The organism is Gracilimonas sp. (assembly GCF_017641085.1).
Taxonomy (GTDB): domain Bacteria; phylum Bacteroidota; class Rhodothermia; order Balneolales; family Balneolaceae; genus Gracilimonas.
This window is the reverse complement of the sequence record NZ_JAEPPI010000001.1, coordinates 652,931-665,355: the sequence shown is the minus strand read 5'-3', so window position 1 is coordinate 665,355 and position 12,425 is coordinate 652,931. Positions and strand designations below refer to the sequence as shown.

11 protein-coding genes are annotated in these 12,425 nt (G+C 43.4%); 3 read left to right on the top strand and 8 right to left on the bottom strand.

Annotated features, from left to right (window positions below):
- Positions 1–11: 11 nt before the first annotated feature.
- The 6 genes from JJ941_RS02725 to JJ941_RS02700 are packed head-to-tail and all read right to left on the bottom strand — an operon-like array spanning position 12 to position 5,353.
- Entirely contained in the window at positions 12–434 is a 423-nt protein-coding gene (locus JJ941_RS02725) for a response regulator (RefSeq protein ID WP_290962085.1), read from the bottom strand.
- An 11-nt stretch (positions 435–445) separates the two neighbouring features.
- On the bottom strand, positions 446–979 hold the full coding sequence (locus tag JJ941_RS02720) for a chemotaxis protein CheD (protein ID WP_290962084.1): 534 nt from the start codon (positions 977–979) through the stop codon (positions 446–448).
- Positions 980–990: 11 nt separating this feature from the next.
- Entirely contained in the window at positions 991–1,830 is an 840-nt protein-coding gene (locus tag JJ941_RS02715; protein WP_290962083.1) for a protein-glutamate O-methyltransferase CheR, read from the bottom strand.
- Between the two features lie 14 nt (positions 1,831–1,844).
- A complete protein-coding gene (locus JJ941_RS02710; protein ID WP_290962081.1) occupies positions 1,845–4,382 on the bottom strand; it encodes a chemotaxis protein CheW in 2,538 nt (845 codons plus the stop codon).
- Positions 4,383–4,397: 15 nt separating this feature from the next.
- The gene (locus tag JJ941_RS02705; protein WP_290962079.1) at positions 4,398–4,895 is read right to left on the bottom strand and encodes a chemotaxis protein CheX; all 498 of its coding nucleotides are present in this window, start codon (positions 4,893–4,895) and stop codon (positions 4,398–4,400) included.
- Positions 4,896–4,906: 11 nt separating this feature from the next.
- Complete coding sequence (locus JJ941_RS02700) at positions 4,907–5,353, bottom strand: response regulator (RefSeq protein WP_290962078.1); 447 nt, start codon at positions 5,351–5,353, stop codon at positions 4,907–4,909.
- A 338-nt stretch (positions 5,354–5,691) separates the two neighbouring features.
- Between JJ941_RS02700 and JJ941_RS02695 the strand changes: the two genes are divergently transcribed.
- Entirely contained in the window at positions 5,692–6,072 is a 381-nt protein-coding gene (locus tag JJ941_RS02695; protein ID WP_290962076.1) for a hypothetical protein, read from the top strand.
- A 13-nt stretch (positions 6,073–6,085) separates the two neighbouring features.
- Here JJ941_RS02695 and JJ941_RS02690 read toward each other — a convergent pair whose 3' ends face one another.
- Entirely contained in the window at positions 6,086–6,910 is an 825-nt protein-coding gene (locus JJ941_RS02690) for a hypothetical protein (RefSeq protein ID WP_290962075.1), read from the bottom strand.
- Between the two features lie 447 nt (positions 6,911–7,357).
- On the opposite strand from JJ941_RS02690, the gene JJ941_RS02685 reads away from it, so the two are divergent.
- Positions 7,358–9,361 (top strand): ATP-binding protein, encoded by a 2,004-nt coding sequence (locus JJ941_RS02685; protein ID WP_290962073.1) that lies wholly within the window; start codon positions 7,358–7,360, stop codon positions 9,359–9,361.
- A gap of 158 nt (positions 9,362–9,519) precedes the next feature.
- Here JJ941_RS02685 and JJ941_RS02680 read toward each other — a convergent pair whose 3' ends face one another.
- A complete protein-coding gene (locus tag JJ941_RS02680; protein WP_290962071.1) occupies positions 9,520–11,352 on the bottom strand; it encodes a DEAD/DEAH box helicase in 1,833 nt (610 codons plus the stop codon).
- Between the two features lie 368 nt (positions 11,353–11,720).
- Between JJ941_RS02680 and JJ941_RS02675 the strand changes: the two genes are divergently transcribed.
- On the top strand, positions 11,721–12,407 hold the full coding sequence (locus JJ941_RS02675; protein ID WP_290962069.1) for a hypothetical protein: 687 nt from the start codon (positions 11,721–11,723) through the stop codon (positions 12,405–12,407).
- Positions 12,408–12,425 lie beyond the last annotated feature (18 nt).

The window sequence follows — 12,425 nt, the reverse complement described above, 5'->3', positions numbered from 1 at the left end:
ACAGTTACGGTTTATATTCCCCCATTTACCAAATAATCAGTCTCTTCGGTTGTTATCGATTCTTTTCCTAGCAACTTTAATATTTTGTTGCGAAGTATTTCCGGCGTAAAAGGTTTATGCAAGAAATTGGTGCCTAACTCTTCTACGATCTCGATTTTTTCGCCATTACTTTCCGCAGAAACTGTGAGAATAGGAATGCGGCAGGTGGCAGGGTCCAGTTTAATATGAGCCAGCATCTCAGCTCCGGTCATAACCGGCATATTCAGGTCGGCAATGATTAACCCAAATTCATACTCACGAACCAAGTCCAGTGCCTGCCTACCATTCTCAGCCTCAACTATCTCATTGATATCGAAATCACAAAGCTCTACGGTACGGCGAATTACCATCCGCATTACCTGACAATCGTCCACTATTAATACATTAAGTCCCATAATAACCTCTCTTATATTGCTACTTGATGGTTAAAGGCTGCACCTACCGAAATACCGGTTGACCGATTTACATTATTCAGAGGCTGCTTGTTAATGGTTACCTGCCCGTCTGCCAGCGACAAAACCATGGTGCGCGAAGTACTGCCTCCCACATCCTGCGATGTAATCATAAATCCATTCTTCCAAAGCAACTTTCGCAGTACGGTAAAATTTCGTTTGCCAATCTTGAAGTAATCATCATCCTGATTCTGTTTCATACTTGCACCGCCGGCCACAATAATTTCAAGATTCTTTTTTTGTGCACCCAGTTCGTACACCTCATTCAACAGCAGGCCGAAACCGGTATCCACATACATAGCCGGACGGGCTTTGGCTTTTTCACGATCTGCTTTGGCAAGGGGCAGCATTACATGGACCATCCCTCCTACTTTTGCCACCGGATCATAGGCTGTAATACCCAGACAGCTACCTAACGCATGCGTAATAATCTCCTCATTTACGTTGGCTGAAACCTTTAAATCGCTAACACCTACTACTTTTCTCATTTAACACTCTGTTATATTTTCTGATACACAGCAGGAGCCAAGTTTTTGAATCCTTTATTATTTGATGAAACACTTTCGGAATGCCCTAAAAACAGAAACCCTCCCGGCTGAAGCTGGTCATAAAACTTTTGTACCACTTCCTGCTGGGTTTGTCTGTTAAAATAGATCATCACATTACGGCACATAATTACATGGAAATTTCCCTTCAGCGGCCAGTCATCCATAAGATTCAGCCGTCCGTGGGTAATCATGCTCTGTATATTTTCTTTTACCCTAAATTCATTATTGCCGATGTCATCAAAGTATTTTCGACAAATGGAATCCGGTACATCCTTCATCCTCGTTGAAGGATATACTCCATTCTTTGCTACCTTAAGCACCTCTCTTGATATATCTGTAGCCAGTATTTTTACGGACGACCACGACGTTGCCCTCCGTGCTTCATGCAGTGTTATGGCCGTAGTTACTGGTTCTTCTCCGGTAGAACAACCGGCCGACCACCATTTTGCATTTTGGCCATCCATAGTCGGAATGATGTTCTTCTTGATGAACTCAAAATGCTGGGCTTCTCTAAAGAAATGGGTTTTATTGGTCGTCAAAACATCCACAAAAGACAAGAACTCCCCTCCCGATTCGGGCCTTTCGATGAAATCCAGGTACTCGGAGAAACTTCCGATCCCCAGCTTTCGCATCCGTTTCATCAGCCGGCTTTGGACGAGCGCCTCTTTACCATCCTGCAGAAATATTCCGCAGTATTCATAAAGTAAATCCTTGACCCGTTTAAAATCTCCTGCCTTTAATTTGACGGATGAAACTGACGAAGAAAATGCGCTCTGTGTGAATGTGTTCATAGTTTCATCCTTGTTCACGCAGCAGAATCCATCAGGGCGGCTGTATCCAGAATCAGACCAACACGTCCGTCCCCAAGAATGGCACCGCCCGATATGTGCGACATTTTGGTAAGCATGTGAATTGACTTACCCACCAGTTGTTGTTGGCCAATCACCTCGTCAACCAAAAGGGCATACCGGCGATTGTTGTTCTTTATGATCAGCAGAGTGCCTTCCAGTAAACTTTCTTTGGCGCCGTTAATCTCAAACTGCTCATGCAGCCTTATCACAGGAACGGACTGTCCTCTGAAATTTACCTGCTCGGAGTTGCCCATCATGGTAAACATGTCCGATTCTTTAGCGCGGAAGGTCATGTCTATGTTTATTGTCGGAACGATAAATCGCTGTGTACCTACACGAACCAGCATCCCATCGGTAATAGCCAAAGTGAAGGGCAGCTCAATGGTGATGGTTGTTCCCTTACCCAGCTCTGAACTCACATCCACCTTACCTTGCAGCTGCTCGATAGAACGACGAACCACATCCATTCCCACTCCTCGACCGGATAAGTCCGTAACTTTCTCCGCCGATGAAAAACCGGGCAGGAATATGAGATTGTAAATTTCTTTTTCGGTGAGTTTTTTCTCCGGATCAACCAGGCCTTTTTCAATGGCCTTGTTGAGGATTACATCTTTGTTAATGCCACGGCCGTCATCCTTAATTTCAATGACCACTTTACCACCCTCTTGCGATGCAGAAAGTGAAAGTTCGGCGTTAGCTCCTTTTCCGCTTTTAAGTCGCTCTTCCGGCTCTTCAATGCCGTGATCCAAAGAGTTTCGCAGCATGTGAATCAGAGGCTCATTAATTACATCCACCATGTTTCGGTCAATCTCAGTGTCTTCTCCGAAGGTGGTGAATTTCACCTGCTTGCCCGCTTTTCTGGAAAGATCCCGAACCAGACGGTTCATTTTGTGGAAGGTCGCTTTAAGCGGAACCATACGCAGGGTTAAACTCGTGTCCTGTAGCTCACGAAGTATTTTGGTTGCGTGATTTACTTTTTTCTGAAGTTCTGAATCTTTGGGGATAGCTTTATCCTGTGCTACAACAGAATGCGCAATAACCAGCTCTCCAACCATATCTATCAGACGATCGAGGCGGCTTACACTTACCCTCACCGATGATTCTGACTCGGATTTAGCCGTTATTTTATCAACCACAGCGTTGTCGGTATCAGCATCCCCTGAATCGGTTATGGCCTCTACAGCAGGATTAGTAACCGGAGCTGCCGCTTGTTTCCCCCGGATTTCTTCGAGGGCCTTGGCCGGCTCTTTTCCTTCTTCCGAAATGGAATGCAGAATAGAAATCATGCTGTCGTACTGTGCCGGTTTATGAAGCGGATCGCCCCCTTCAGCAACTTCCACAACCTTTAGCATTTTATTCAGAATATCGATCGACTCAAAGTTGATATCGGCACATGCCCGGTCGAAGGGTAAATCACCTTCGCGCACCATACTTAACAAGGTTTCTACAAAGTGGGTGAACTCCGAGATCGGGTCGAGCCCCATAAAAGCAGATGTTCCTTTGATTGTATGAAAAGCACGGAATACGGTATTGATCAATTCTTCATCATCCGGAGATTCTTCCAGGTCAAGAAGCGCACTTTCTGCCATTTCAATCAGTTCGGAGCACTCGGTAATGAACTCTCCGACCAGAGCCATTTCTATATCATCCGGGATGTGAAATACTTCTGAGGACACAACCTCTTTGCTTTCTGACTCTTCTTCGTTTGCCGGTTCTTCAACTGGCTCCTCCACTGTAGTTTGCTCATCCTCCATCGGGCTCTCAGTACCGACAGGGTCATCCGTATTTCCGGGATTATCCCATTCTTTTTGAGCCTCCACTTCAATAGCCTGCTCGGTTTTATCCGATACAATTTTCAGCCAGCCTTTTGCTCCACCGCTGGCTTCAACTTCAGCCATAGCTTCTTTTAGCGGAGTGGCAATAGCTTCATCCGCATGCTTAACTATGTAGGAAACCAACTCATCCAGTTTCTGAAGGTCTTCGCCGGTAACCGACTCCTCCTCGAGAGTGATCAGGAAGCCAGCCAGGTCATTCAGCGTATATTCTTTTGCCGGTTTTTCCTCTTTAGCACTTTGCTTCGACTCCCCGTTCTTTTTGATTTCCTCTACTTTTTCTTCATCCAATTCAATAACGGTGTCGGCCGATTCCGAGCCTCCCTTCAGTGATTTCTCCAACTCGTCATAGGCCTTTTCAAAGTCTTCTACTTTGATATCCCCTTCTTCAATCACATACTCCCTTATTGTATTGATGGCTTGCATCGTGGCTGTTTTAACCATGATGAAGTAGTCATCTTTTTCGTAAAGGTGCTTAATGCCCTTCCACGACAAATCAATCAGTTTCTGAAATTGCCCGAAATTGTTCTCGACGTTATTGGTAACCTCTTCGAACTTAGCACCGGCTACGGCCACATTTTCTCTGTCGGCCGGCCACACATCTGCCAGCAAACGGATAATGGATTCGAGGTCTTTGATAAGTTGGTCTTTATTGCTCATTGGATTATTACCGTTTTATCTGGATTCACTCAGCGCCATGTTCAGCATAAACTCGCCGCAGTCGCTGGAAAATTTCATTTTGGCTGAAGGGGGTTTGTTTGGCATAAATAGCGTCAGGTCACTTCCACGGGTTGCTGTTGGCAGCGAAGACTGACCTCGAAAACCCACCCGCTCAATATTAGCAGCTACTTCTCCTGCAAGGATATTTGATATCTCTGCAATTAAATCTCCCATATCGTGGCTTTCAAAAGGAAGCTCCATACCCAGAAAAGAATTCGAAATTTGCAATGCCGTTTCTTTTGGTATAGCGATCATCAACGAAAAGGTGTGCTCGGCATTGAATACCGCAATGTTCCCGATGATGCCATTCAGTGGGCCGCTTTGATCCAATTGCTCCACACATTCGGGAGTACCTCCACAAATGGAAGTAAAGGTATTAATAACTGATTCCTGTACGATGTCAACGATCTCGCCCGGGATTTTATCTGCTTTGCTTAGCTGTTCTGCGATCATGACAACTCCCTTTAGGCATTTAGAATGCTGCTAAAGAAGCTCTTCTTCTCTTCTTCAGCTTCTTCTTTCTTAATGTTTCCTTCCTCATCGATGTACCGGCTTATAGCCTTCGACATTTTATCGGCTGTAAAAGGCTTGGTGATATATTCGTTGGCACCGCCTTCATTTAAAGCCTTATCCACTTTACCCATCGATTTTTCGGCTGTTACCATGATAATGGGGATATCAGCATAGCCTTTGTCCCGAATAGCACGGGCGAGTTCAACGCCGGTCATTTTGGGCATGTTCCAATCAACAAACAGCATATCAATGTCATCGTTGAATTTCCCGAGTGCATCCTCTCCATCCATTGCTTCTTCAAATTCAAAATCAGCAATCAACAGTTGATCAAGAGCTCGCTTTACCTGGCTCCTCATAATTTTTGAATCATCAACAACAAGTGCTTTTATCTTACTCATTACTTACTCCTGTGTGTGGGTAAGGCAGAATGGAATCTGCCATCAACCTCTGTATTAAAGTATTATTGAAGCAGTTGGCGTCAGTTTTAATCTGATTTCGCACATACCGCTCTGCCTGTTATCGGATGTTTGGAAAATTCCTTAAGAGAATTGCCGGGAAATATTATCTCAAGCACTTATGAATACCCTGCCAAGGATGGAAACCTTTTATAAAGATGAAAAGCCGGAGGTGGGAAAGCACTCAGATTAATGGATTCTAACAAGTAAAATATCTGCCCCTTGTTTACTTTCGTGTAGTTTGATTTAAGGGTATAGATTTAGGCTTTCAGGTATAAATAATGGGTATAGACAGCACATTCCAGTCATTTGTGCGTTCAGAAGTTAAAACCTCCAGAGGTTTTCGGCTTGTGGAAGCATACCTGACACATAAGAATTATGCAGACAAGCACTCCGGTGAATATGCTGATTATGAGGTTATTGAGGAGACCAAAGATAATCGCCACACCAACGCTACCACGTTTACGGCAGATCCGGATTTCACCTTCAATTCCAACTTCAAAGATATGCCGGATAGTTGGGTGAACCTGAAACAGGAAGAAGTATCGATGCAGCTCGCCATGGTTTCAAAAACAAGCCCTTTAATTGAGAAAAGGCAACAAACTTATCAAACCCTTTCCAAGTTCAAGCCAAAGGGTCAGCACCTGGATTTTAAGCTCTGATTCAACCCGGTTATTAGTTATCAGAATAAGAAAGAGGAATACTGAGGTTTAACCTGACTCTCTCTTCACTCTCGCCGGTAAAACTTAAATCACCCTTTATTTGCCCTGCCAGTTTTCGGCTCTGAGCTAAGCCTTCGTTAAAAGAATTCTGATTACACTCCTCAGCTTCTGAGTCGGATAAAATCTGGGTGAGTTCATTTCTCTTCTTCTCGGATGCTTCGAAAACCAGGGAGAAGTATGCTTTATTTCCTTTTTTTGAAGTACTCATTTCGGTAACCGATTCCTTGCCCGAACATTTCATGGCAAAGCTGATCAGGTTAAAAATAATCAGCTTTAACATGAATATATCGGTATGGACATGTAGTGGGTTATCACTACGCTCAAAAGAAATATTGGGACCGGCACACCTCATTTGGTCGCATACTTCGGTTACAATCCAATTCAGGTCAACATCCAGTAAGTCTTCGCTTCCCGATACTACGGTGTCAGACTCATCACTGTAAATTTCCATCAGCTGCTCGAGGATAACATTCACCTGATTTATCCCCGCTTCAATCTGTTTACGGTAGTGCTGAATCTGCTTCACATCCGGGTTATTGGACAGGGAAATATTGATCAGTTCCAGGTAACCGGATATTGCACTTATAGGAGACATCGCATTGTGCATGTTCTGCTTAACAATGCTTTTCTGCAGCTGATGAACTCCCCTTAGTTTATCCAGGTGAGGATCTGAAGAATCCTTTTGCTCTTCAAATATATCCGTTACGATGGAATGCAATTCATTCTTAACCTTTTTCTCTTTCCGAACGATATCATCGAAGCTTTCAGCTAAATTCATACTACTAAGACTTATATGGACATTAACACATTATATAAATGAGCTATTTGTACCGGACGTGCAGTATATCCATCCCCATGGCCAACATCATCCCAAAACAGCTAACGTAAAAAATCCTAAGTTTTATTAAGATTTTTTAACCTTTTCTATTTTAGCCAAATAGTTTTATTAAAAAAAATTAATGTTCCGTGAATAACATGTTTTTAAAGAGCTTTTTATTTCCCGTAAGCTGTTAGCTGTCATGTGATTAAAGTGATTATTACAAGTCTGTGGAAAAAATGTGGATAACTAATTCTTATCCAATAGCAGATTCTTGTGCGAAACCGGAAATCCGAACAACCCAAATATGAGTATTGTCTAATCCGGTACCATTTTCTATCGATTCTTTGTTATTTAGGTGCCAATAATTTTTAAGAGTGTTTCCAAATTTGTGCAGTATTTTATTGTATGAAAGACTTCATTTCGATTTTATTTATTGAGGAAACCGAACAGTCAAATCAAGAGGTCAAACTAAGATTAGAGCAGTCTGATTTTTCGGTTATCCCATTTTCCCAAAACAGTGTAGAAAGCCTGGGGGTTTTACTTCAAGCCCATAAGTGGGATCTCATTATTGCCGACATTGATAAAGAAGACCTCGACCTGTCTTATACACTTGATATTCTGGATCAACAAGAATTTATCACTCCCCTTGTTTTGATCGGATCTGAAATTAAGAATGATGTGCTATACGATGCCATGGCTGCAGGAGTGCAGGACTACGTAGCTAAAGACAATCCAGACCGCTTGCTCCCCGTGGTAGCTAAGGAAATCAGGAACCTGCGCAAGCAAAGAAAATACACCCAAACAGCTACCAAAAACCAGATTTTCGACCGGATTCTTAAGAAGAGTACGAATGAAGTTTTTCTTATGGATCCCATGAATCTTAAAGTTATTTATGCCAACGATACGCTTCTGGATAACCTTGGATATACTGAAGAGGAGCTTTATGATCTTTCCGCAAAAGATTTAATTGCTTCTTATGATATACGAAACGTTTTCGAGAAGATAGCCCCCCTATATCGCGGAGAAGAAAATTCCACCACTTTTCAGTTCGATCGCAAAAGAAAAGATGGTTCTACCTATCCCGTGGAGATACACGTTGAGGTTACACAGGAAGATACCCGGCAGCTTTTAATGGGTATAAGTTTTGATATTTCCCGACAGGTGGAAGATGCTAAAATCATAGAAAAGCAAAAGCAGAAGACCCGGGAACTGGAGTTAAACAATAAGTACAAGTCGCAGTTTTTTGCCAATGTAAGCCATGAAATGCGAACCATTCTTAATTCAACTCTTCTGCTTACCAACATCCTGAAAGAGAACCGTTATGAGAACCTGAATGATGATCAGTTAGAATACTTACAGACTATTTATCACTCCAACAACAGCGTTCTTGAACTCCTGAATGAGGTTCTTGATTTGTCCAAAATTGAAGCCGGAAAAATTGAGGTACGGCTTGATGAGGTTGAAATTTCTGATGTTTGCGAACGTGCCGAACGTTTATTCAAACCCATTGCTTGGGAGAAAAACCTGTCATTTGAATGTAGCCTCAATGGAATTGCCAACAACATCCTTAAGACCGACCGACTTCGACTCGACCAGGTTTTAAACAACCTGATATCAAACGCTATTAAGTTTACGGAACACGGCAGCGTACGACTTGAAATAGTAAAGGCTAACAGTGATCGGGCAAAACAAAACGGCGACAGGATTGCCTTTAAAGTTCATGACACCGGTATTGGCATCCCTGATGAAAGGCAAAAGCATATTTTTAAAAGCTATGTTCAAGCTGAAGGTTCATCCACTGAAAAAAGATTTGGTGGTACGGGACTTGGGCTGGCCATCTCAAAAGAGATTGCGAACCTTTTGGGAGGTGACATCACACTTGAAAGCGAGCCCGGCAATGGCAGCTGCTTCACCCTGTTTCTCCCTTCCGACAGTAGTGATGAACTTGCTCAGCAGGCTAAAAAAGGCAAGTTAAGAATTGAGAGTAAACCTGATGTTGAAAGTCCGCTGGTAGAATTCCCTGAACTGGAAACCGATAAGTCTCAGGGCACCGTATTATTAGTGGACGACAGCAGTATTCATAATATGGCCTTAAAGGAATTTTTAGGCTTTAGTATTAACAAGTGCATCACAGCAGAGTCGGCCGGAGAAGCCTACGAAGTACTCCGACAAGAAATTGTGGACTGCATAATCCTGGATATGTACCTGCCGGATGCCGACGGAAAAGAAGTACTGGACAAGCTTAAGTCAAACGGGAACTATAAGAATATTCCCGTCATCATTTATTCCGGAAAAAGCTTAGCTAAATCAGAAGAAGAAGAACTCCTGAAAAAAGCTGATGCTGTGGTTCAGAAGAATGTAAACAGCTACCGTAAATTATTGGAAACTGTGCTTGAAAGAATTGGGTGAAAACCTATTATTTCTGAAGCCCCTCCCTTTTAATAAATTGGCTCTTAGATACTTAAAGCTCAGAACAGCCATCAAGGCCTCTGCCTGAATTACCCCAAACAAAAAAGCACAAACCCGTTTCCGGATTTGTGCTTTAATTTTATCTGCGCCTGTTACCCTTAAGCGTAAACTTCCGGGCTGCGCTTTTTCTTGATTCTTCCACCCTTGGATTTCGAAAAAGGCTCATCACCTTTAGACTTGCGATTTCCTCTTTTGGATTTGGAACCGCCTTTCCCTTTTCCTTTATAGCTTCCGGATGACGATCCTTTTGAAGAAGATCCGGATCCGTTACTATCAGGCTTGGCCAATTCTACGGAAAGATCACGGCCTTCAAACTGAGTTCCGTTTACAGCATCGAATAACTTGGCATCAAAACCTTCTTCCACTTCAAAGAAAGAGAAGTTATTCTGAATATCGATTTTGCCAAAATTCGGCTTCTTGCCATTCAGCTGCTCGTTCACAACTCCCATCAAACGGGCCGGATTAAGTCCGTCACGGTTACCAACATTCAGGAAGTATCGGGTAAACCCTTCTTCAGCATGTCTTCCGCTTCCGCCGGAATTACTTCTTCCATTGTTCTTACGGGAAGGGTTATTACGGTTGTTATTATTCTTTGATCTACCGGCTGAGGCATTGATATCGCCTGCTTCCTGGTAATATTCCAGAATCTGGTTGAATTCCATGGAAACAAAATGTTGAATCAGTTCCTGCCAGCCAAGGTCCGCTAATTTCTCATACACCTGAGGCAGATACTTCTCAATCTGCTTTTCGTTGACTTCGGTAGCCTTCAGCTTGTCCACCATATCCATCATGCGGACTCCGCATACTTCTTCTCCTTTTGGAACATCCTGCTTGATGAATTCCTTTCCGGACATTTTTTCCAGCGCACGAATTCTGCCCATTTCACGGGTGTGAATAATGGAAACGGCAATACCGCTATTCCCTGCGCGACCAGTACGGCCACTTCGGTGAATATACACTTCCAGATCATCCGGCAGGTTGTAGTTGATAACGTGCGTCAGGTTATCGACATCAAGTCCACGTGCGGCTACATCTGTAGCTACCAGCAACTGGAGTTCCTTGGTGCGGAACCGGTTCATCACTTCATCGCGCTGCGCTTGTGATAAATCTCCATTCAGTAAATCAGCATTATATCCTTCTTTCGAAAGCTTGGATGCCACTTCAGAAGTTTCGCGTCGTGTTCGGCAAAAAATAATCCCATAGATATCAGGATTTACATCCGCAATTCGTTTGAGGGCATCATACCGGTCTTTGGCGTGAACCATGTAATAATGGTGCTCCACATTGAGGGCACCTGAGTTGCGGGCGTTTACTTCAATCTCTTCAGGATTGTTCATGTATTTCCGAGCCATTTTGGAAATCTGCTTCGGCATGGTAGCTGAAAACAGCAACGTTTGTTTTCCTTGGGGAGTGTCCGCTAAAATAGCATCCAGATCATCCTGGAAGCCCATATTCAGCATTTCATCAGCTTCATCAAGTACCAGAGAACGTACGTTGGTTACGTCCAGTTTACGGCGGCGAATCAGGTCCAGCATTCTGCCCGGAGTTCCGATTACAACCTGGCATCCGTTGTTAAGTGCGCGAATTTGGGTAGAGATATTAGCTCCACCATACACGGCCACTGTTTTAATTCCTTTTTGATGCTTGGCGAAAGACTTAAGGTCTTTGGCAATTTGAATAGCCAGCTCGCGGGTTGGTGATAACACCAGTACCTGCACATTGTTTGAGTTGGCATCAACCTGTTGAAGTACAGGCATACCAAAAGCGCCGGTTTTACCCGTTCCGGTTTGGGCAAGCGCAATCAGGTCGCGCTGAGAAGCCAGAATGGTAGGGATAGCCCTGGACTGTACTTCGGTTGGGGTTTCAAAGCCAAGATCTTCAACGGCTTGGCATATTTCGGGCGATAAGCCCAGTTCTTTGAACGATGACATAAATTGTATTCGGTTTTATCCCGTACAAAGAAATTTGTGCTGCGCGTTGATCTTGCCCGGAATCATTAATTGGTAAGGTGAGCTAATGACAAGAGGCAAGCACGACTGCTTGATTCATAAAGGCCAGCAAGGTTCTATAAACCTGAAAGGTTTTCTTTTCGAAAACCGGGTTGTTCCAGTCTTATCGCGAACTCACAAATTCAGTAAGCCCCCAAGATACATATAAAAACCTTCTGTTATGAGATTTCACCCAATTATTTTTCTGCCCCGTTTTTTGCTGGTACTAGTTTCAAACAAATGATCCCCTATACAATGTGCTGTGTTATGATTAGATTAACGGCCGAATTCATGAATTGACCATCAAAAGCATGCAGTATATTACCAAGCACTATTCCGAAGCAGAACCTCTTTCATTAGTTGAGAAGAACATCCTGGAAGAGATACAGAAACACGGAATGCGTCCCAAACAATGCATTTGGGGAACCTCGGTTTGCAGTGATGAGGTCAACAACTCTTTAGACGGAATGAGCCGCCATTTTGCCGCACCCGGCCCTTTTCGATTTGGTGGTATTTCGGGAATCCCCTTTGCCGGCAAAACAGGATTTCGTGCTTTTGCCAGCCATATTCCGGATGATGGCGGTGCTGTAATTGTGTACGGGCCTCACATTGGGATTTCGAAAAATGGCACCACCGGCGAATTAATGCGGGAAGGCCAGGCTGATTCTTCTGCCTGTTGCGGTTCTTTGATTGCCGGACTCGAGAATGTAAAAGCCGGCAACATATTGATGATTTCTCATGATGACTACCAGCAGGGGCAAGTTAATAAACTGCTGATTGAGAATTACAAAGACATCAAAAAAGCGGACAATCAAATCGTAAAAATCACCGATATTGCTTACCACCAAATCAAGAGAGAGCTCACTGATATGGTATCTGCCTGTATCGAAAACCTGGGAAATAGTCCCCTCTTATTGATAGGAGGAATTGTTATTAATACCGATGTTGAGCAGGAAGATTACTTTGAAATTAGAGATATATCCATTTTCAATTCATAAAACAGTATCTTCATTTCT